Consider the following 21,368-nt stretch of genomic DNA (forward strand, 5'->3'; position numbering starts at 1 on the left):
ACAGCTTGCAGAACACACGACTTTCACCCGTTAGAACGTGTGCCCGCCGGGCACACCAAGAAAAAGCAGGCGGAATAATATTCCGCCTGCGTCCTTTCATCCGGGCTCAGAAATTCCTCTATGCCATTGTGGGCTCTTCTCCCTCTGTCGGGGCAGTCTCCACCTGACCTGCCTCCACCTGTCCCTCAGAAGCCTTTGGTCCTGCTCCTGCCGGCGTTCTGTTAATGGTAAACGGCAGGTTAATACTCATAATATTCAGCACAACGCCCTTGGCATCCGGAACCAGAAGTGAAGCCAGCTTCTCGGCCGGAACGGCAATCGGGCGGAATTTGTTTTCCCTGTTGAATTTCTGGAATTCCAGTGCATCCGTAAAAACCGGCTGATACAGGTTTCCGTCCTTCATCTTTGCCAGCGGAACGCCCTTCTCCTCCTTCTGCACTGCCATAATAAATTTGCCCTTTTTGAAATCTGCCAGAAGCTCGTCAAGAAGCCCTGCCGTATTTGCATCATGCTGCGGGTTTGGCTGCTTCCTCATCTCCTGGGCATAGTAGAGAGAGGTGAGCTGAAGCTGAGGATTCTCAATCCACACCGTTCCCTCCGGCTGCTCCTCCTGGCTCTTCCTTCTCACCAGCTCCTCAAGCTGCAGAAGCGTCTCCTCGCCGCCATTGGCCATGAGGATCGCGTTCACCCCCAGCGTAAAAAGGCTTGTGAAAAACAGGAGCTTCTGCTTTTCCTCCACCCTCACAATCGAAACAGGGATCTTCTCTTCCAGAAGCGCCTTTCCCTTTTCTCTTGCCTCCTCCTCTGTGAAAAACATCAGAATCTCATCATCAAAGGTTTCCGGGTCACAGACCACATAGGGCTGTTTCGTGCATACAGACATCAGAACGTAAAGCTCCGGCACATTTCTCATCTTTAAGAGCAGCTCCTTTTTTTCCAGAACTGCCGTATTTTTTTCTTCATTGCTCATCATATCTTCTCCTTCCGCCTGCTTTCCGCGGAAGGCCCACTGAAAAGCGCGTTTTTTCTCTAATCAATTATAAGCAAAAGAGATTTTCGTGTCAATAAAAAGGAGGGGCTGAACAGAACTCCCGGCGCGCCCGAAACAGGAAGCATTAAAAATTATCCTTTATCAGTGAAACAGCGATTTCTCTTGCCCGGGAACTAGACACATTTTGACCGGGTGTTTCTCCCAGATAAATACAAAAATAGATGCGGTGTCCGACGTCTGCAAAGCCTGTATACCAACAGTCTACTACAGTTCCTTCCGATTTTCCCATCCCCGTTTTTCCGTAGACCGCACAGCTTTCATCACTCCCCTCTGAATAAAACATAGCTTTTTCAAGAAGAGCCCTGGTGTCTGAGGAATATTTTGAGGAACTTCCAAAAATCCTCTCCATCACTTCGGTCTGTTCTCTCGGTGAAATTTTCAGGGATGATTCGATCCAAAAGCCAGTGAGGGCCGGATTGCTGTTGTTATTGTTCAGATGCCCCTCCCAGTCTGATATATCGCAGTTGCCGTATTGAAGGTCATCGAGAGCGCGTTTCATCCCATCCGAGCCGATTTCATCAATCACTTGCCGGTAATACCAGACACATGAGGTCTGGAAGGCAGAGAGAAAGTCGATATCCCTGTTCCAGTCGTCATTCCAGAAAATCTCACCGCTCCAGGAGCGGGTGGAATTCTCCGGATCAATGACACCGTTTTCCAGGCCCGCCAGGGAAGAAATTATTTTGAAGGTGGAGCAGGGGGAATGTCGGGTATCTGCCAGGTCTTCATTATAAATCTGAACTGTATATTCGTCCGGATCAAATATGACGGCGGCGCCGTTCAGCTCCCCAAAATAAGATGCCCAGTCAGGACAGAGCACTGTGGCTGGTGATACTGAGGCCAGTGCTTCCGTTTCAGGCACAGTCTCTGCAGACGGCAGCTTTATTTCTTCTGACTCTGCGGCTGACTTTTTCTCCCGGACGGCCGAAGCTGTCTCATTCTGAAATGACGGAGATTTGTCCTGCTCAGACTCAGAATCACAGCCAGACAGCATTGCAGACAGTGTGATGGCAGCAGCCAATAGACGGATCGGTTTCATTTGATACATTTCCTCCTGATCTTTCTTTTTCTCTTATAAATCTTTTAGTATTCTGTCTTCTGACCTAATATTCTGCTATCCCCGGCAAATCATAGAAGCAAACGAAAATCGGATATGGTTCCGGCCGATTTCTCCTACCCCGTTTGGGAAAGTGCTTTAAAAGTGCAGTTCTGCTCTACCTTATCTCAGGGCAAAACATTCCTCCCGCACTGTAGAAAGGCCTTCCGTGCAGGTTTTCCCTGCGCCGACTGATAATATCCGCCAAGGGAAATGAGTTTAACATCGGACAGCAAAATTTGGGAGGTGAGCGCAGCTCAGGGCTTTGGCGTCTGAAGATTCGTCTGCTTACGGGGACATATTCAGATATATTCAGATAGCTTCATAAAACATGGCTACCGGCTTTACCTTATCTCTTGCCGAACTTGGCTTTTACGCTATTATGCTGTCTGGGTTTTGTGGGAGAGTAAGACAACCGTCTCCACATTCCCCGTCCCCGGAAACATATCCACGCAGCACGCTCTCTCCACCGCATACCCTCTCGCCGTCAGTATTTCCAGGTCTCTTGCCAGGCTTGTAGGCTTGCAGGACACATACACCATCCGTTCTACGCCGAAGTCAATGATCTTTTCTATAGCCTTTGGATGAATCCCATCCCTGGGCGGATCGAGCACGATCAGATCCGGCTTGTCGGTCAGCTCTCCCACTACCTTGAGCACGTCCCCTGCGATGAATTCGCAGTTGGAGAGTCCGTTTCGCTCAGCGTTTACCCTGGCGGCCTCCACGGCCTCCTCCACAATCTCCACGCCTACAACCTTCTGTGCCACAGGTGCCAGAATCTGGGCAATGGTTCCCGTGCCGCTGTACAGGTCGAAGACTACCTTCCCGTCCACGCCTCCTACATACTCTCTGGTTTTCTCATAGAGGACCTCTGCTCCCAGAGAGTTGGTCTGGAAGAAGGAGAACGGAGAAATACGGAATTTAAGCCCCAGAAGCTCCTCGTAAAAGTAATCCTGTCCAAACAGTATCTCTGTGCCCTCATCCTTTACCGCGTCTGCCAGCGTATCATTTTTCGTATGGAGAATGCCGGCCAGAGTCCCTTCCAGCGAAAGAGACAGAATTTTCTCCCTCCACTGGTTCAGAAGCTCCTCCTCTGTCCCGCCAAACTGTGCTGTCTGCAGGGTGTGGGTCTGGGTCGTCGTGATTAAGTCAATAAGAATTTCCCCTGTCTTTACCGCCCTTCTCACAAGCAGGTGGCGCAGATACCCTGTCTGCTGCATCTTTTTATAAAACGGAATCTGTCTCTCTTCAAAAAATTCCTTGGTACAGAGAAGAATCTTCGTAAAATCTTCATGGACAATCCGGCATCCGCCAACTGTCACCACATCGTAAAAGCTGCCTCTCTTATGCATACCCAGGGCTAAGGGGCCATCCTTCACCTCATCTCCGAAGGAAAACTCCATCTTATTTCTGTACCGCTCTGCGGCAGGACTTCCGATAATCCCCTCAAAATTCCATGTTCCCGAGACTCCCGGTGTCCCCAGCACACCCTCCAGAAGCTCTCTTACCTGTCCCTCCTTGATTTTCAGCTGCTCCTCATAGGGAAAGGTCTGAAACAGGCAGCCTCCGCAGATTCCAAAGTGCGGACAGGCATCGGCCAGCTCCACAGCTGCCAGTTCTGTCACTTCCAGAAGACGGCCCTCGCATTTTCCCTTTCTCTTTTTATTCACCAGAAATTTTACCTTCTGTCCGGGAAGGGCATTCTTCACCGTAGCCCGCTCTCCCTCAATATAAATGATTCCCTTGTTGGGAAAATCCATCTTCTCTACAATCCCCTCGTAAATCTCACCTTTTTTCATCTTGTCTCCTTTTAGTCTCTTCCATGATCTACTGTATCTTCCTGTTCCTTACGGTTATTACTCAGCTTTTAAGCCTTCCACCATTTTAAAGCTTGCTGCATCGTCCTCAACCTCTCGTACCCTTCTCAGCTTCACCTGTCTTTTTCAGCTTTTTCCATCTTTCTCAGCTTTCCCCATCTTGTCTAATCCTGTAATCTCCTGCCCTTTCCAGGCAGACAGCCCGGATTTTCCGAATCATGCCGCCGGTCTCCTGCTTCCGCTATTGGTGGCATATCCAATATCAGATTTCACAGGCAGCATTCCTGCATTGAGGACATATCCGACTGTATGCCAGTCTGATAGTTTGTCTTTTTTTCCGATAATGCTCCTGCATGGAAGACGCACCCGACCACGGGCAGTACCGGCAGCTTTCCAAATTTCTCTGATAATGCTACGGTTCCTGGCTTCCGACTTCCAACAGTATACACAAAAAATCTGTCTTTGGCTACCTCTGCCGGTATATTTTGTAGTGCTACCGGAACCTCTTTTCCCCTGAAACGTAAGAACGGGGGGCTGCGAAAAAATGAGAAATCATTTTTTCACAGCCCCCCAATTTTCAAAACAGTTCCATCCTGTTCTGATTCTTTCTTTTATTCTTTGTCCTTCTCCTTCTCGACAGCCTCTGCCTCTTCCTCGTCGAAGAAGTCATCGTCGAAGTCATCCTCGAAATCGTCCTCAAAATCCTCAAGATAGTCAGGAGTAAAGAAACGATACACTCCATAAGCGATTGCCGCTACAGCAGCTACCACGCCGATAATCGCCAGAATCCAGAGAATGCAGGTTTTTTTCTTCTCCTCCTCCTCTTTTCTGTGAAGGAATTCGTTGAGTTTTGTGGCATTCATAATCTCTTCCACTCTGTTAAAAGCATCCTTGCCCATCAGATCGAATTTATTCATCTTGTCACGTCCTTTCTCCATAACCTTCTAATGGATATGTCTTTATTATTATACCATTATCTCTGTCTTTTTACTATACATATTTTATGTGAAAACAATAAATTTATTACAATTTTTTCAATTTTGCAAAGGATGCAAACATTTTTTTGATTCCGGCTCTGTCAAAGTCCACGGTCACCTCGTAATCCTTTCCGCCGTCCACAATATTCTTTACGGTTCCCTCCCCGAATTTTATGTGGCGGACACGGTCTCCGGCCTTATAGTCAAGGCTTCCTGCCTTCTGGACCGTGAACTGCTTTCCGAAGGAAGGGGCCGGGCTGGAGGTCTTAGAGGCATAGGCGTTTGGCTTCTGACCGAAGGCGCTGAAGCCGGCCGGACGTTTCGGCACAGTAAACCCTTCTGTGGAGCGGTCCCAGTCGCCGGAAGAGACTGAGGAGCCTCCCCATCCTCCTCCCCAGGAGGAATTGCCCGACCAGGAGGAACCTGAGGAGGACAGACTGCCCTGTCCCTCTCCAAATCTTCCGCTCTGGCGGCCGGACGGGCGGGAACCAAAGCCCAGCTCAAAATCATCTCCCCAGGGCAGACCCCTGTCATCAAACTCATCCTCCGCGAAGTGAAGCCCGGATCCGCCGGCTCCCGTTCCCCCTCTCTCAAAGGCAGAGGGCTTGTTCTGCCTGTCCAGAAGAAGGGGCGGGATTTCTTCCACAAAGCGGCTGAGCCTGGAAAACCTTGTCTCCCCGTTAGTCATCCTCTGTCTGGCTGCCGTCAGGGTAAGCCTCTCTCTGGCCCTTGTGATTCCCACATAGCAGAGGCGGCGCTCCTCCTCCACCGCGTCCCCGTCGTCGGACATGATTGACATGCTGCTGGGAAACAGCCCATCCTCCATTCCGCTCAGGTACACATGGGGGAATTCCAGTCCCTTGGCGCTGTGGAGCGTCATGAGCACCACACGGTTTTCCGACTCGTCCATGCTGTCCACATCCGCCACCAGAGCCACCTCCTCCAGGAAGCCGTCCAGGGTGGGGTTCTCCTCATTGTCCCAGTAGGCCACTGCCTTGTTGATCAGCTCCTGGATATTCTGAAGCCTGGTTTCCGCCTCGACCTCTCCCTCAGCCTCAATCTCCTTGCGGTATCCGGTGTTTTCAAGTATTTCTTCGATAAGCTCCTTTAAGCTCAGCTCCCCCAGCCTTGCCTTAAAGTCCTCGATCTGTTCTGTAAACACTCCAATCTTGTCAGCTGCCTTCCCGATGGACGGAACAGCCTTCACGCGGAGGAGGGCGTCATAAAAGCTCATACCGCCTGCAGAGGCAAAGGCAATCACCCTTCCCATGGATGTTGCTCCGATTCCCCGCTTTGGCACATTGACAATTCTCTGGACAGCCAGATCGTCCTGGCCGTTTGCGATGGTTTTCAAATAAGAGAGAATATCCTTGATCTCTTTTCTCTGATAGAAGTTGACGCCGCCCACCAGTCGGTACGGGATGCTGTGGAGAATCATTTTCTCCTCCAGAAGGCGGGACTGGGCGTTGGTCCGGTACAGCACAGCGAAGTCGGAAAAGGGACGGTTTTCCTTGGCGGACTCGGCCTTAATGTCACACGCTATATAGTCCGCCTCTTCATAAGCTGTGTCAAACTGGGCAAGACGCACACGCTCGCCCTCCCCGTTGGCCGTCCAGAGGGTTTTATCCTTTCTGCCTCTGTTATTTCGGATCACCTCGTTGGCGGCATTCAGAATATTCTGGGTGGAGCGGTAATTCTGTTCCAGTTTGATGACCTGTGCTCCCGGGAACGCCTTCTCAAAGCTCAGGATATTTTCAATGTCAGCCCCCCTGAACTTGTAGATGGACTGGTCGTCGTCGCCCACCACGCAGATATTCCTGTACTTTCCCGCCAGCAGATCAACCAGCTTAAACTGCACCATATTAGTGTCCTGGTACTCGTCCACCATAATGTAGCGGAACCGGTTCTGATAATAGGCGAGAACCTCCTGATCCGCCTCAAACAGCTCCACAGTCTTAACCAGCAGATCGTCGAAATCCAGGGCATTATTATTTTTCAGAGCCTTCTGGTACTCTCCGTAGAGCTCTGCGATCTTTTTCTCCCTGAAGTCCCCCCCTGCGTTTGTAAGGGCCTCGTCTGGCCGGATCATCTCGTTTTTAAGGGAGGAAATCCTTCCCAGCACACTTCTCTCCTTAAACTGCTTGGTATCCACCTGAAGGCGCTTGAAAATCTGCTTCATCAGAGTTCTCTGATCATCCGTGTCATAGATGGTGAAGCTGGTGTCATATCCCAGCCTGTCTATATGTCTTCTGAGGATCCGCACACAGGAGGAGTGAAAGGTGCTCACCCAGATGCTCTCAGAGCCAAAGCCCACAATCTGGTCCACCCTCTCCCTCATCTCGGCTGCCGCCTTGTTGGTAAAGGTGATGGCCATAATATTCCAGGGGTTCACCCCCTTTTCCTCTATGAGATAGGCTATCCTGTGGGTCAGAACTCTCGTTTTTCCCGAACCGGCTCCAGCCAGAACAAGAAGAGGCCCCTCTGTGTGGAAAACCGCCTCCTTCTGCTTCGGATTCAGCAAATCAAATTTATTTCCCATATTTCTATTCTCCTATATCGTGCTCCATCTGGCAGTATTCTGCCGCGCCGTCTCTTCGGCCTGCACTGCAATGGGTTCATTATAATATATTTCTCCCCCAGTGTCACGAAAAAAATCGAACAGACTTTTGGAATGTGACTCCTCAGTCTGTCCGATTTCCCGGTTCTTGTTTCTTCGCCGGACTTTCTCCGCTCTGTTTTCTCTCAGCCTTCTTCTGTCAGTCTTGTCCTGCCTCTATTTTTCAAACAGCTCGCCTGCTTTTCTGGCAAACCGCTCTCCGTAGATCCGGAAGTCCTCCTTGCAGTCCTCAAAATGAGTTCCCACGGAATCCAGGGCAACCGGCCCCAGATGGATGAAAGGTTTTCCCAGGGAAGCACCGCCGGAGTAGAGAAGCATTCCCTTCACCAGCATGTGGCCGATCATATTCATGAGAGCCACATCGCCTCCCCCCTGGGCATAGTGGGCTGTAGCATATACGCCTCCCAGCTTTCCTGCCAGCTTCAGCTTCCCGCTGTCCACGTCAAACCACTTTTTAATCTGCCAGCAGGTATTGGCAAGCCAGGTAGGCGTTCCGATAATGACTCCGTCGCAGGAGTTTACATACTCCTCGTCCACCGGCTCCTCCACGGAAAAGAGCCTTGCCTCACCGCCGGCGCGCTCCACTCCCTCTGCAATCACAGAGCCCATCTCTCTGGTGTGACCTGTCTGGCTGTAATAAATAATTGCAATCTTCATCCTTCTCCATCCTTTCTGCCGTCTGAGCCGCTCCCATCCCCAGGCATTCCCGCCAAAAACAGCCTGCCTGCAGGGCTGACGGCTCCGCAGCCCCTTTTCCGGCTCACCCTGTGTGGCACAACACTGCCTGTGAACCGTTTCTTTTATCATGCCATATCCTTCGGATCTAGTATCCGCTCTGCGGTCATTATATCATATCCTTCGGATATGCCATTCTCCCCTGAGGGATGCGCACTCGCCGCAGTGGTGTTTTGGCTCCCTTCGGGCGCCAGCGGCTCGGCGCAGGTATAATGACCGCTCTGCGGTCATTATACCGCAAATTCCCTCTGCTGTCAGAAAAAACTGCTGGAAACGTCTGTGCCCTCCGCGCCTAGGCAAACTGGCTGTTATAGAGCTCTGCGTACGCTCCTCCGGCCTTCAGAAGCTCCCGGTGGCTTCCCTGCTCGATAATATCACCGTCCTTCATCACCAGAATCAGATCTGCATCCACAATCGTCGACAGGCGGTGGGCGATGACGAAGCTGGTTCTTCCCTTCATTAACGACTGCATGGCCTCTCCTATGGCCATCTCCGTCCGCGTGTCTACGCTGGATGTGGCCTCATCCAGGATCAGCACCGGAGGATTGCAGAGCATCACCCGGGCGATGGTGAGAAGCTGTCTCTGGCCAACCGAGATATTCTCCGCCTCATTGTCCAGAATGGTATCATATCCCTTGGGGAGAGTGCGGATAAAGAAATCCACATGGGCGGCCTTAGCAGCCGCGATCACCTCTTCTCTGGAGGCATCCGGCCTTCCGTAGGCGATATTTTCCGCTATGGTTCCCCCAAACAGCCAGGTATCCTGAAGCACCATGCCGAAATTTTTCCGAAGCTCCGCCCTGGTCATTTGAGCCGTATCCTCTCCGTCCAGCAGAATCCTTCCGCTGTTTACCTCATAAAAACGCATGAGAAGGTTAATCAGCGTTGTCTTTCCCGCGCCCGTATTTCCTACAATGGCAATTTTCTGCCCCGGTTTTACGGAAAAGCTGATCTGCTTCATCAAAATGTGATCCGGTGAATAGCCAAAGCGCACATCCTGAAATTCCACGCTTCCCCTGGCGCCTGACACGCTTACGGGGTGCTCAGGCTCCTCTGTAATCTCCTCCTCGTCAAGCATTCTGTAAATATGCTCCATGGAGGCCAGAGCCGACTGCATGGAATTGATCATATAGGATGCCTCTGTCAGCGGCTCCGCGGCCTGGTAGACGTACTGGAAAAAGGCCTGGATAGCGCCTACCGTCAATGCCCCATCAATCAAAAATTTTCCGGCCAGAACGGCAATCAGCACCTGCCCCGTCCGGTTTACAAAGCGGATGGCCGGATTGATGGCCTGGGCCAGAAATTCTGCCTGGATGGAGGTTCTGGCAAGCTCCTCCGAAGCCTCCTTCATGGACGCAAGACTTTCCTCCTCCCGGTTAAATGCCCGGATAATCACGCGCCCGCTGTAGGACTCCTCCACACAGCTGGTCAGCCTGCTCATGGCCCTCTGCCTTCTGGCAGAGAAGCGGAGCGTCTTTCCTGAAAATATATTTGTGAGCACCATGGACAGCCCTGTAAATACCAGGAACACTGCCGTAAGAATAAGGTTATAGCGAAGCATCATAATCAGCGAGCCTGCCGCCAGCCCCACTGAGGTAAACAGTTTCAAAAGCCCGGTCTGAAGGGCCTCTGACATTTTGTCCAGATCGTTTGTGGCGCGGCTTAAAATCTCTCCCGGCTGGTGCCCGTCGAAGTAGGACAGGGGCAGCCTGTTTAATTTCCTGCTGATCTGTTCCCTCAGATTCAGGTTCAGCTTTTCTGCAAAGCCGGCCATCAGGAAATTCTGGGCCGTATAGAACAGCCAGGTGACAGAATAGAGGAGAAACAGGATGAGCAGCTCCCGCCCTCCCCGGGCCCAGCTGAAGCTGAAAACCGTCCCCTGGGCGGCAGACTCCTTCACCCCGTTCCATATCAGATCCACCAGGTGTGCGCTGTAGAGGGGCGATACAATGGAAAACAGCGTATAGCACACAACAGAAATCATGACTAAAAGCAGCCGCAGGTGCTGCTCCGGCGCAGAATCCCACATCCGCTTCATGGTCTTAAGCCCGTTCTTTGGCACCTCCAGCTCCAGTTCATCCTCCAGGTAACTCTTCTCTGTATCCACTATGCCTCCCCTCCCTTCATCTGTGATCGGGCGATTTCCTGGTACACACTGCACTCTCTCAGAAGACTTTCATGTGTTCCGATCCCGGCAATCTGTCCCTCATTCAGCACAATGATCTGCTCTGCGTTCAGAATTGTGTTGATCCTCTGGGCAATGATCAGCACGGCCGCATCCCCCGTCTCTGCCTTCAGCGCCCTTCTGAGGGCGCTGTCCGTCTTAAAGTCCAGAGCAGAAAAGCTGTCATCGAAAATGTACAGATCCGCCTTCTTCATAAGGGCTCTTGCAATGGCAAGCCTCTGCTTCTGGCCGCCGGAGAAATTCGTCCCTCCCTGAGCCACATGAGATTCAAGCCCCTGCTCCAGCTCCCTCACAAAGCCTGCCTGGGCCACATCCAGGGCATGGTACATCTCCTCCTCAGAGACATCCGGTTTCCCGTACCGGAGATTATCAGCGATGGTCCCGGAAAACAGCCATGCCTTCTGGGGGATATAGGAAATTTTTGAGCGGAGCTCCCTCTGGCTCATCTGCCTTATATCTCTCCCGTCTGCCAGGATGGCTCCCTCCGTCACATCGTAAAAGCGCAGAAGCAGCCTGGCGATGGTCGATTTTCCGCTCCCCGTTCCTCCTATGACAGCCGTTGTCTCCCCTCTGCGGCAGACAAAGTCCAGGTTCCTCAGAGTGTCCTCATCGGCGTCTGCAAACCGGAACGAAACATTTTTAAAGCAGAAGGCCCCGTCTCCTTCCGGTCTGTCTCTTTTTTCATCTCTGTTTTCGTCTCTGTTTTTCTCCTTTTCAGCGTCCTCTCCGTCCTTTACCTCCGGCTCGCAGGTCAGAACCTCCTCAAGCCTTCCCAGACAGACACGCGCCCTGGGCAGGAGAATAATCACCATCTGAGCCATCATCAGATAATAGAGAATCAGGATCGTGTACTCTGTCAGAGCCGTGATGTCGCCGATTTCCATGCTTCCCGCGCCAATCCTGTTTCCTCCGATCCAGAGAATCGCCACGATCAGGATGTTGATTGCAAAGAAGGAAAAGCTGTCAAGGGCGGCAAACAGCTGGTTCGTCTTTACAGCAGCCTCTGCGTAATCCTCAAAGGACTTCTTCATCCTCTTTTTCTCATGGTTTTCCTTGTTAAACGCCCGGATGACCCTCACGCCTGTAATATTTTCCCTCAGCACTACATTCATCCGATCCAGATAGCGCTGGAGCATCTCAAAGATCGAAGCCGCCCTCCGGCTGATAACCAAGGCTAAAAGGATGACAAGCACCACCGCAGCCGCCAGGATTGCCCCCATAGCAGGGTCGATCAGAACTGCCATGACAATCCCCATGGCAGAGAGCGCAGGAACCGGGAGCACCATCATGATGCACCACACGGCTGACTGCTGAATCACCGACACGTCATTCAATGTCCTGGTAATCATGGATCCGGTGCCGAACTGCTCAAAATCGTGGATCGAAAAAGAAAGAGTCTTTTCATACAGGGCATTTCTCATATCCCTCCCAAGCAGCGCGGACAGTCTGGCTGACAGAAGGCTGCCAAGCAGGGCACAGCCCCCTGCCAGGACAGTGACTGCCATCATCAGGATTCCCTTCTCTATAATATAGTCCATATTTCCGGTGCCGACACCCACATTGATCAGATCGGCGGTGATGGTGGGTATGACAAGGGCTCCCGCCACATCCAAAAACACGAACAGAAGCGCAGCCGCAGCCAGCCCTCTGTACGGCCTGATAAATCTCATCAAAATCTTCATGTTCTTTCCTCCAAAGCCCTGATAGAACTTGTTTCCCGGATCATGGCGTCCACATATATCCGGCTCAGCCGCAGAAACTCCGCCCGGTCCTGCTCAGGCATCCGTATAAATGCCTGATCCTCAGCTTCCATGACAGGAAGAATCTTTTCTCTCACCTCACACCTTCCCCTCTCCGTCAGGTGAATGTGAAGCTCTCTCCCCTTTTCCCCCTTCCTCATAAAGAGGATTCCCTGATTTTCCAGCTTCCGTATCGCCGAGTTGATCGTCTGCTTGCTGGCAGAGAGCTGCTCACAGATCTCCTTCTGAGAACAGCCGTCTCCCAGCTCGCAGATGGTGTAGAGAATGGAAAAAATACTGTCTGACATCCCAAGCCTCAGCGAAAGGCTGTGATACAGCTCCTCCAGCTTTTTGTACAGGCGGTTAAATTCTCTGAGCTCCTGCCCCTGATTCTCCTCCATCTTATGCCTCCCTGAACTGTTTTTAATCTTTACTTTCTTCCAGACCGGCCAAGCCGGCTCCGCTCTGCAGCCTTCCGGAGCAATTCGAGACGGCTCCCCTGACCGGGGCTTTCAGAAAGTTTCTCTTAATCCGAAATCGGACTTGCAGATACCATTTTAGTCCGATTTCGGATTAAAGTCAAGCCCTTTCAGAAGCCTTAACACTTCTTTTTCACGGAGGCCTCTTTTTTCGCCAGTCATTCCCACTCCCTCCCTCCTCACAGCTATTCCCTGTCATAAATCCCTATGCTCCCAAATACACTGTAATAAACAAAATCGGGGGGCTTTCTATGAGCTCTAAAACAAAAATCGTGGTGCTCCGCATGAAGGAAATTATCTATACGGCCATATTTATCGGCCTTGGCATCATCCTCATCACTCTGTTCTTTATTATGTTCCGTCCAAAAGAGGAATCCAGTGCCGTCTCCTCCAGCCAGGCAGAGGCCGGCACAGTTTCCTACACCCCCGGCATCTACCGGACTTCTCTCGTACTTGGAAGTCAGACTGTGGATCTGGAGGTGGCAGTGGACTCCGATCACATCAATTCCATTGCCCTCTCGCCCCTGAGCGATTCCGTGGAAACCATGTACCCTCTCATGGCTCCGGCACTGGAACAGCTCTCAGAACAGATCTGCTCTTCCCAGTCCCTGGAAAACCTTACATACCCGGAGGGGACACAGTATACCTCGGCTGCCCTAGTGCAGGCCATTGAAGCCTGCCTTTCAAAAGCATCCGCCCGGTAGCAGACTTTACATCCGGCAAATTCCTTCATCATCTCTCTGTGCCGAGGCGTACCAATAAATGAAAAGCGCCCCTGCCGGGAACTCAGATACAGTTCCCGGCAGGGGCGCTTTTCCTCTGCCTCAGCAGTCCGGTTATTTTTTATTTTAATTCATAAACATCGGTGCAAACTTTGACCAGTAGCCCTGAACAAAGATAACCAGCACGATAATCGGGATTCCGTAGGAAACGTAAACTCTCGCCCACGCCGGGAATTTGATTCCCTTTCCCTCATCCGCCTCAGCCAGAAAGTTTTTAAAGCCCCAGCCGTAACGGCTTGTGCAGAATAAAAGATATACAAGGCTTCCCAGAGGAAGCAGGTTATTGCTGACAATGAAATCCTCCAGATCCATGATGGTGGATCCCGGTCCAAACGGTGCAACTGCACTCAGCACATTAAAGCCCAGAGCACAGGGGAGGGAGAGGATAATCACAACCACCAGATTCACTGCGACTGCCTTCTTTACGGAGCAGCCTGTCAGGTCCGTGGCGAAGGATACGATATTCTGGAATACGGCGATTACCGTGGAGCCTGCCGCAAATGCCATGAATACGAAAAACAGGCTTCCCCAGAACCTTCCGCCGGACATATTGTTGAACACATTGGGAAGGGTCACAAAGATCAGGGACGGTCCCTGCCCAGCCTCGATATTGTAGGCAAAGCAGGCCGGGAATATAATCAGTCCAGCCATAAATGCCACGCAGGTGTCCAGAATAAGGACACTGATAGCCTCTCCTGTCAGACGTCTCTCTTTCCCTATGTAGCTTCCGAAGATCGCCAGAGCTCCGATTCCGATGCTCAGCGTAAAGAAGGACTGTCCCAGAGCGGCGAACACCACCTCTCCGAGTCCCGCATCCTTAATCTTCTGGAAATCCGGCTTCAGGTAAAACTCAAGTCCTGGTCCGCTGTTTTCCATCATGACAGAATTTATGGCCAGTACAACCATCAGGGCCAGAAGCACTACCATCATAATCTTAGTAATTTTTTCAACTCCCGCCTGAAGGCCCATTGCGCAGATGGCAAAGCAGACCACAACCACCAGTACCATAAATCCCACGTTGATAGAGGGACTCGCCATCACGGCATTAAACTGTTCAGACACTCCGGCCGGATCAAGACCGGCAAAGTCTCCCTTTGCCATCTTCACAAAGTAGTATACCAGCCAGCCGGCAACGGTTGTATAAAACATCATTAAGATGTAGTTTCCAGCCATGGCAAACCACTTCTCAATATGCCATTTGCTCCCTTTCGGCTCTAAAACGTCAAAAGACAGAGCCACGCTCTTCTGGCTGGCACGTCCCACAGCAAACTCCATGACAATGATGGGAAGGCCCAGAAGAAGCAGGAAAGCCACATAAATCAGCACAAAAGCTGCTCCGCCGTACTGTCCCACGATATAGGGAAATCTCCAGACATTTCCCAGGCCAATGGCGCAGCCTGCGGAGATCAGGATAAATCCCAGGCGAGACGAAAATTTTTCTCTTTCCATTCCACTTTCTCCTTCATAAATATACCTATTTCTTGACAGTTTACTACATATTTGCATAAAACACAAGGTAAAATGATACATTAATGCGTTAAAATGATAAAAATGGCAGAAAAAAATGGTATGTTAAGAGCCGGCATCCCAAAATTACGAACAGGATGCTATCCGGTAAACTTTTCTGCTATGGCTCCGCTGTAATAAGCCTCCAGAAGCCTCTCCAAATCCTTTATCTTTTCCCTCAGCTCCTGACCTGTGTCCGTATCTCCCACCCGCTTTCTTCTGGCAACCCATTTAACCACCGTGCTGTCTGAATGTATATCGCTCTCATTTTCGATGGCCGCTTCTGTGGATTCGAAGGGTCTGTGCGCCGCCAGAATCAGTCCGTAGGAATTATAAATCAGCGTATACCCGGCAATTCCCGTCTCCTTCTGGTAGGCTCTGGAAAATCCCCCGTCGATGATCAGCAGTTTTCCGCCGCATTTAATAGGGCTTTCCCCATCCTTTGACTTGACCGGCACATGTCCGTTGATAATATGCGCCCCCTCCGGCTCAAGCCCGAACTCCCGGAGGATCCGGTCAACGACCTCCTCGTTTTCCAGAAACTTGTAATAGGGGTTTTTCACCTCCCGGTGCGTTTCCTTTTCTGCCAGAAAATACCGCTCAAAGGTGGCCATCTTATCCTTCCCGAACAGAGGAGAATTCTCGCTGAGCCAGATATACCACATCAGATCCCGGCCCTTTTCGCGCTCCTCCTCATCTACGGCCACAAAGCCCTTGCGGACATAATTGTCCAGAACGTCGTAGAGCGCCCGGCCTTTATAGCGCTTTCCGTAAATTTCCACCTCCTTCAGCGTACCGTCCTCATTGAGAGGTACGCAGCCGTGGTATAGCAGATTGTTATTGTATACTTTATACAGGCTTCCGTTGGCAAGCAGGAATTTCATATGCTTCTGCAGTTTCTCGCATCCCATAAAAGCCTTGGCAAGGCGATCCATAATGTCCGCCTCCTGCTCTGTAAACCGACAGGGATCTGCGGGATCGATGGTGGGAAAGTTCGTGTCGAGAAGGGGATAGTCTTTCCCGTCCAGAAAGATCGTTCCTTTTTCATAGTCAATCTGCTGAAGCAGATTTCTGTGCCCCAGGCCGAACTCAGGATGGCGCCTGATCGCCTGTCCCTCCGCTTTAAACTGAATGACGGAGATCGCCTTGTGCATTTTCAGGTTCAGCTCCAGCTCCGGCTGCTCATATGTATTCGTTCCCTTCAGTGCAAAACAGGAACAGGGATCGTCTCCGTAGGTGTTCAGGGCAAAGTTCGCCAGAGGAAGCAGGTTAATGCCGTACCCATCCTCCAGAATGTCGAGATTCCCATACCTTGCACAGATGCGGATCACATTTGCAATGCAGCAGAGCTGCCCTGCTGCCGCCCCCATCCACAGCACATCGTGGTTTCCCCACTGTACGTCCACAGAGTGATAGGCCATCAGCTTGTCCATAATGATATGCGGTCCCGGTCCCCTGTCAAAGATATCCCCGACAATGTGCAGGTGATCCACGGTCAGACGCTGAATCAGCTCACAGAGCGCCGCAATAAACTGACCTGCCCTCCCCACGCGGATAATCGTCTGCACAATGGCCCCATAGTAGGATTCCTTGTCTGCCAGATCCCCTCTCTCTGTGATCAGCTCCTCCATCACATAGGCAAACTCCCTGGGGAGAGCCTTTCGCACCTTGGAGCGCGTATACTTGCTGGACGCCCTGCGGCATACCTCAATCAGCCGGTAAAGGGTAATCTTATACCAGTCTTCCGGATTTTCCTCCTTTTTCAGAATCCGCTCCATCTTTTCCCACGGATAGTAGATCAGCGTTGCCAGCGCCTGCTTGTCCTGACGGCTCAGGGTATTTCCGAACACATCGTCAATCTTTCTCTTCACTGAGCCGGAACCGTTTTTCAGCACATGGGAAAAGGCCTCATACTCCCCGTGCACGTCCGTCAGAAAGTGCTCTGTCCCCTTGGGAAGGTTTAATATGGCTTCCAGGTTGATCACCTCTGTGGATGCTGCCGCAATCGTCGGGTACAGCTCCGAAAGCCGTTCCAGATACTTCTCTTCCAGGTTCTTCATAATCTCCTCCTAATACTGGGCAGTTTTTAATTTAATGAAAAATTTTCCTGCATTTCCTAGTCTTGTCTATGATTTTAGCATAATACGGGGAATATTTACAGTTTTATCTGGATTTTGTGAAAATAATAACTCGAAATGATTCCTGAACCCCAGACTTTCCCTCCCTGCCCTCCTGTCCCGGCTCTTTCAGAACGTGGCCGCCGCAGCTTCGGGAGAGGGGCGCTCACGGAAAAAACGGCGCCGCAGCCTCCTTCTTTCGAAGCTGCGGCGCCGTTTTCGCCTGCTGTCAGTCTGATTCTCCTGTCAGACTCTACCTGTGTTCCTCGGCAAACTTCCTGATATTGGACGCATTGACGAATTTCTTTATCTCCCCGTCCTTTCCCACGAGAACCAGTGTGGGAGCCTGCATAATCCCGAACTGATCGGACATGTCAGGATTCTCCTCCGCATCGACTACCGTATACTCGGTTCCCTTTAAAAATTCCTTTGCCATCCGGCAGTTGGGACATGTTTTAGTGGTAAACAGGTAAGCGCCTGCCCTGGCAGCCACACCCTTTCTGGCTGTATCTGCGGGCTCCTCCCTGGCAGATTCATGCTTCTCCTCCAGGCCGATGGAAAACTCCTTTCCGTTTTTCATCCTGGAATGGCCCATACTGTAGGTCTTTCTGTCCTTATACTCCTGGGATTTTCCTTCATTCCAGTTCTGTACCGGGCGGTAGTAGCCGGTAATGCGGCTGTATACCTCCGCCTTCTCACCGCAGACAGGGCAGGTAAAGTGCTCTCCGATCAGATAACCATGCTCTCTGCAGATCGAGTAGGTCGGCGACAGCGTGTAGTAGGGCAGCCGGTAATTCTCTGCAATGGTGCGTACCAGTTTGGCCGCAGACCGCCAGTCCGGCAGCTTCTCTCCCAGGAAGGCATGGAATACGGTTCCCGAGGTGTAAAGAGTCTGCAGCTCGTCCTGAATATCCAGGGCATCAAAGACATCGTCCGTGTATCCCACAGGAAGGTGAGAGCTGTTTGTATAGTACGGCGTTTCTCCCGGCGCTCCGGCTGTGATGATGTCAGGATACCGCTCTCTGTCATGCTTTGCCAGCCTGTAGGAGGTGGACTCAGCCGGAGTTGCCTCCAGGTTGTAGAGATCCCCGTATAATTCCTGATAATCGGAGAGTCTCTCCCTCATGTGGTTCAGCACGTTCTTTGTAAATTCCTGAGTCTCCCTGTGGGTCAGATCCTTGCGAATCCATCTGGCATTGAGGCCCGCCTCATTCATTCCCACCAGACCGATGGTGGAGAAATGGTTTTCAAAGGTTCCCAGGTACCGTTTTGTATAGGGGTACAGCCCGTTGTCCAGAAGCCTTGTGATCACCTCTCTCTTTGTCTTCAGGGAACGGGCCGCCACATCCATCATGTGATCCAGGCGGTGGTAAAAATCGTCCTCGTCCACTGCCAGATAAGCGATTCTCGGCATATTGATCGTCACTACGCCTACTGAACCGGTACTCTCTCCTGAGCCGAAGAAGCCGCCGGTCTTCTTTCTCAGCTCCCTTAAATCCAGTCTCAGGCGGCAGCACATACTTCTGACATCGCTGGGCTGCATGTCGCTGTTAATATAGTTTGAAAAATACGGGGTTCCGTATTTGGATGTCATCTCAAAGAGAAGGCGGTTGTTTTCTGTATCGGACCAGTCAAACTCCTTGGTGATGGAGTAGGTCGGGATCGGATACTGGAAGCCGCGTCCGTTGGCATCTCCCTCGATCATGGTCTCAATAAAGGCCTTGTTGATCATATCCATCTCGTGCTTGCAGTCCTTATATTTGAAATCCATCTCCTTTCCGCCCACGATGGCATTCATCTCAGCCATATCGTCCGGAACGGTCCAGTCCAGGGTAATGTTGGAGAACGGCGCCTGGGTTCCCCAGCGGCTTGGCGTGTTGACGCCGTAGATAAAAGATTCAATGCACTTTTTGACTGCGTCATAGGAGAGATTGTCCACCTTTACAAACGGAGCCAGATACGTGTCAAAGGAGGAGAATGCCTGTGCTCCTGCCCACTCGTTCTGCATAATTCCCAGGAAGTTTACCATCTGGTTGCAGAGAACGGAAAGGTGCCTGGCCGGCGATGAGGTGATCTTTCCCGTGATGCCCCCAAGTCCTTCCAGGAGGAGCTGCTTTAAGGACCAGCCTGCGCAGTAGCCTGTCAGCATAGACAGATCGTGCAGATGGATATCGGCGTTTCTGTGAGCCTCTGCCACCTCGTGATCGTAGATCTCTGACAGCCAGTAGTTGGCTGTGACAGCGCCTGAATTGCTCAGGATCAGCCCTCCCACGGAATAGGTGACGGTGGAATTTTCCTTCACCCGCCAGTCCTCCACCTTCACATAGCTGTTCACCACATCCTTATAGTCCAGGATGGTCGCCTTCATGTTCCTGATTTTTTCTCTCTGCTTTCTATATAAAATGTAAGCCTTCGCAACCTCTGTGTATCCGGTCTGCTCCAGCACATGTTCCACGCTGTCCTGTATCTCCTCCACGCTGATCTTTCCGTTTTTCAGCTTGGGCTGAAAATCAGCGGTCACGCGAAGAGACAAAAGCTCCAGAATCTCCTGGCTGTACTCATTGCTGGTGGCCTTGAACGCCTTTTTGATGGCATTCGTTATCTTCGCCAGATTGAAGTCAGCTATCTCTCCGTCACGTTTAATCACATTTATCATACTGCCTTCTCCTTTCCAAAAACCCGTCAAGAGGGTACAGACTCCATTATAGCAAAAGACAGAAGAAAGCACAATATCTATGAAAATGTTTTTAATAAAAACAAGATATTGTGCTTTTTCGTCTGTTTTTCTCTCTATTTTTTTGTATATCCGTGCACTCTGCCTTTCCGGCAGTCTCTGTCCCCGCCTCCTGATTTTTCTTCTCTTTGCGCCTGTGGGCCCGTATGTCAAAGGGGTCCGGGGCGGCGTTTTTCTCAGCCCTGCAGAATGCTTCCGTAAATCTCAGCCGGCACATACGCCTTCACTGCGATTCCCTCTTCTGTATACTCTTCCGACAGAAGCTCTCCGTACCTGCGGATGGACTGGATTTTTCCAGCCTGGGCGTAGGGGAACACCTTTTCCAGATACACCTTGCGGCTGCGGAGAATGCCCTCCAGTGTCTCCAGAAGGGCCGGAATGCCTTCTCCTGTCTTTGCCGAGATCTTCACCTGGAAGTCCGAGCGGAAATCCCTGAGGATCACATCCCCTGTCAGGCGGTCCATCTTATTAAACACCGTGATCACCGTCTTATCCGTGATTTCCAGCTGCCTCAGTGTCTCATACACAATGTGGATCTGAGTCTCCATCTGGGGATTGGATACATCCACCACATGCAGGATAATGTCGCTGTAGCGCGCCTCCTCAAGGGTGCTCTTAAAGGCCTCTATCAGGTGATGGGGCAGCTTTCTGATAAAGCCCACCGTATCTGTCAGAAGGATTTTCTGCCCGCTGGGAAGCTCCAGTGTCCTCGTGGTGGGATCGAGGGTGGCAAACAGCATGTCCTGGGCCAGAATCCCCGCGTCTGTCAGATAGTTTAACAGGGTGGATTTTCCCGCGTTGGTGTAGCCCACGATGGCGGCCGATACGGTACAGTTTCGATCCCTCTGCTGCCTTGCCACCTCCCTGTGGCGCTTCACATTCTCAAGCTCTGATTTGAGCTGCCCGATTCTCTCGTGGATCAGACGGCGGTCCACCTCCAGCTTTTTCTCTCCCGGTCCCCTGGTTCCGATTCCTCCGCCAAGCCTGGAAAGAGAATTTCTCAGTCCCACCAGTCTGGCCGCCCGGTATCGAAGCTGGGCAAGCTCCACCTGGATTTTCCCCTCCCGCGTCACCGCGTGGGACGCAAAAATATCCAGGATAACCATAGTTCTGTCCATCACCTTTATCTGAAGAGCATCCTCCAGGTTGCGAAGCTGGGCCGGGCTCAGCTCATCGTCGCAGACAATGCCCGTGGCGTGAAGCTCTGCTGCCCGCTCCCTCACCTCCTCGATCTTTCCCTTGCCCAGATAGGTTCCCGGGTGTACCCGCTCCCTGTTCTGGATGATCCGGTCAATGGCCGTGGCTCCGGCTGTCTTTACAAGCTCTGCCAGCTCATCCACCGACTCCTCCGTGTCATCCCCGTCGTCTGTGCTGACTGCTACCAGAATGACACGCTCTGCCTCTTCCCTCATATCATAAAGCTCTGCCATAAATCAAATACTCCATTCTGCTGCCCGGAGGACAGCCTGTCCCTCGTCTTCCTGTCCTGAGCTTTTATTTTCCTGGCTCAGGTCTTTTTTATGCCCAGCCTTT

14 protein-coding genes are annotated in these 21,368 nt (G+C 51.6%); 1 reads left to right on the forward strand and 13 read right to left on the reverse strand.

Annotated elements, in window-relative coordinates; genetic code table 11:
• Window positions 1–118: 118 nt before the first annotated feature.
• The 9 genes from DW757_RS07150 to DW757_RS07190 all read right to left on the reverse strand — a co-directional run bounded on the left by DW757_RS07150 (window position 119) and on the right by DW757_RS07190 (window position 12,618).
• The gene (locus DW757_RS07150; RefSeq protein ID WP_008395722.1) at window positions 119–973 is read right to left on the reverse strand and encodes an SseB family protein; all 855 of its coding nucleotides are present in this window, start codon (window positions 971–973) and stop codon (window positions 119–121) included.
• Window positions 974–1,115: 142 nt separating this feature from the next.
• Entirely contained in the window at window positions 1,116–2,090 is a 975-nt protein-coding gene (locus tag DW757_RS07155; RefSeq protein ID WP_243033488.1) for a penicillin-binding transpeptidase domain-containing protein, read from the reverse strand.
• 437 nt (window positions 2,091–2,527) lie between these two features.
• Complete coding sequence (gene rlmD / locus DW757_RS07160; protein WP_118751373.1) at window positions 2,528–3,946, reverse strand: 23S rRNA (uracil(1939)-C(5))-methyltransferase RlmD; 1,419 nt, start codon at window positions 3,944–3,946, stop codon at window positions 2,528–2,530.
• Between the two features lie 629 nt (window positions 3,947–4,575).
• Window positions 4,576–4,881 carry a hypothetical protein gene (locus tag DW757_RS07165; protein WP_021965953.1) on the reverse strand — a complete coding sequence of 102 codons (306 nt, stop codon included), beginning with the start codon at window positions 4,879–4,881 and terminating at the stop codon, window positions 4,576–4,578.
• A 106-nt stretch (window positions 4,882–4,987) separates the two neighbouring features.
• Window positions 4,988–7,480, reverse strand: a complete 2,493-nt coding sequence (locus tag DW757_RS07170) for a UvrD-helicase domain-containing protein (protein WP_118751374.1) — start codon at window positions 7,478–7,480, stop codon at window positions 4,988–4,990.
• Between the two features lie 234 nt (window positions 7,481–7,714).
• Complete coding sequence (locus DW757_RS07175) at window positions 7,715–8,215, reverse strand: flavodoxin family protein (protein WP_044930746.1); 501 nt, start codon at window positions 8,213–8,215, stop codon at window positions 7,715–7,717.
• A 370-nt stretch (window positions 8,216–8,585) separates the two neighbouring features.
• Window positions 8,586–10,400: an ABC transporter ATP-binding protein gene (locus DW757_RS07180; protein ID WP_021965950.1), complete on the reverse strand. Its 1,815-nt coding sequence runs from the start codon at window positions 10,398–10,400 to the stop codon at window positions 8,586–8,588.
• Window positions 10,400–12,160 carry an ABC transporter ATP-binding protein gene (locus tag DW757_RS07185; protein WP_118751375.1) on the reverse strand — a complete coding sequence of 587 codons (1,761 nt, stop codon included), beginning with the start codon at window positions 12,158–12,160 and terminating at the stop codon, window positions 10,400–10,402. Before DW757_RS07185 ends, DW757_RS07180 begins: the two co-directional genes overlap by 1 nt.
• The gene (locus tag DW757_RS07190) at window positions 12,157–12,618 is read right to left on the reverse strand and encodes a MarR family transcriptional regulator (protein ID WP_087382006.1); all 462 of its coding nucleotides are present in this window, start codon (window positions 12,616–12,618) and stop codon (window positions 12,157–12,159) included. Before DW757_RS07190 ends, DW757_RS07185 begins: the two co-directional genes overlap by 4 nt.
• A 329-nt stretch (window positions 12,619–12,947) precedes the next feature.
• On the opposite strand from DW757_RS07190, the gene DW757_RS07195 reads away from it, so the two are divergent.
• Window positions 12,948–13,400, forward strand: coding sequence for a hypothetical protein (locus tag DW757_RS07195; RefSeq protein ID WP_008395758.1), 453 nt, complete (start codon window positions 12,948–12,950; stop codon window positions 13,398–13,400).
• Between the two features lie 144 nt (window positions 13,401–13,544).
• Here DW757_RS07195 and DW757_RS07200 read toward each other — a convergent pair whose 3' ends face one another.
• The 4 genes from DW757_RS07200 to hflX form a co-directional block, all read right to left on the reverse strand.
• Window positions 13,545–14,927: a sodium-dependent transporter gene (locus tag DW757_RS07200; RefSeq protein WP_118751376.1), complete on the reverse strand. Its 1,383-nt coding sequence runs from the start codon at window positions 14,925–14,927 to the stop codon at window positions 13,545–13,547.
• Between the two features lie 158 nt (window positions 14,928–15,085).
• The gene (locus DW757_RS07205) at window positions 15,086–17,044 is read right to left on the reverse strand and encodes a fructose-1,6-bisphosphatase (protein ID WP_118751377.1); all 1,959 of its coding nucleotides are present in this window, start codon (window positions 17,042–17,044) and stop codon (window positions 15,086–15,088) included.
• A 310-nt stretch (window positions 17,045–17,354) separates the two neighbouring features.
• Complete coding sequence (locus DW757_RS07210) at window positions 17,355–19,757, reverse strand: ribonucleoside triphosphate reductase (RefSeq protein ID WP_021966124.1); 2,403 nt, start codon at window positions 19,755–19,757, stop codon at window positions 17,355–17,357.
• 254 nt (window positions 19,758–20,011) lie between these two features.
• The gene (hflX, locus tag DW757_RS07220; protein WP_015544653.1) at window positions 20,012–21,265 is read right to left on the reverse strand and encodes a GTPase HflX; all 1,254 of its coding nucleotides are present in this window, start codon (window positions 21,263–21,265) and stop codon (window positions 20,012–20,014) included.
• Window positions 21,266–21,368 lie beyond the last annotated feature (103 nt).

Origin of the sequence: Clostridium sp. AM29-11AC (assembly GCF_003480545.1) — a bacterium.
In the GTDB taxonomy this organism is placed as follows: domain Bacteria; phylum Bacillota; class Clostridia; order Lachnospirales; family Lachnospiraceae; genus Otoolea; species Otoolea saccharolyticum_A.

Excerpts from the sequence above, each read along its gene's own strand:
- DW757_RS07150 (WP_008395722.1), bottom strand. The coding sequence starts at position 973 with ATGATGAGCAATGAAGAAAAAAATACGGCAGTTCTGGAAAAAAAGGAG.
- DW757_RS07155 (WP_243033488.1), bottom strand. The coding sequence starts at position 2,090 with ATGAAACCGATCCGTCTATTGGCTGCTGCCATCACACTGTCTGCAATG.
- rlmD (WP_118751373.1), bottom strand. The coding sequence starts at position 3,946 with ATGAAAAAAGGTGAGATTTACGAGGGGATTGTAGAGAAGATGGATTTT.
- DW757_RS07165 (WP_021965953.1), bottom strand. The coding sequence starts at position 4,881 with ATGAATAAATTCGATCTGATGGGCAAGGATGCTTTTAACAGAGTGGAA.
- DW757_RS07170 (WP_118751374.1), bottom strand. The coding sequence starts at position 7,480 with ATGGGAAATAAATTTGATTTGCTGAATCCGAAGCAGAAGGAGGCGGTT.
- DW757_RS07175 (WP_044930746.1), bottom strand. The coding sequence starts at position 8,215 with ATGAAGATTGCAATTATTTATTACAGCCAGACAGGTCACACCAGAGAG.
- DW757_RS07185 (WP_118751375.1), bottom strand. The coding sequence starts at position 12,160 with ATGAAGATTTTGATGAGATTTATCAGGCCGTACAGAGGGCTGGCTGCG.
- DW757_RS07190 (WP_087382006.1), bottom strand. The coding sequence starts at position 12,618 with ATGGAGGAGAATCAGGGGCAGGAGCTCAGAGAATTTAACCGCCTGTAC.
- DW757_RS07195 (WP_008395758.1), top strand. The coding sequence starts at position 12,948 with ATGAGCTCTAAAACAAAAATCGTGGTGCTCCGCATGAAGGAAATTATC.
- DW757_RS07200 (WP_118751376.1), bottom strand. The coding sequence starts at position 14,927 with ATGGAAAGAGAAAAATTTTCGTCTCGCCTGGGATTTATCCTGATCTCC.
- DW757_RS07205 (WP_118751377.1), bottom strand. The coding sequence starts at position 17,044 with ATGAAGAACCTGGAAGAGAAGTATCTGGAACGGCTTTCGGAGCTGTAC.
- DW757_RS07210 (WP_021966124.1), bottom strand. The coding sequence starts at position 19,757 with ATGATAAATGTGATTAAACGTGACGGAGAGATAGCTGACTTCAATCTG.
- hflX (WP_015544653.1), bottom strand. The coding sequence starts at position 21,265 with ATGGCAGAGCTTTATGATATGAGGGAAGAGGCAGAGCGTGTCATTCTG.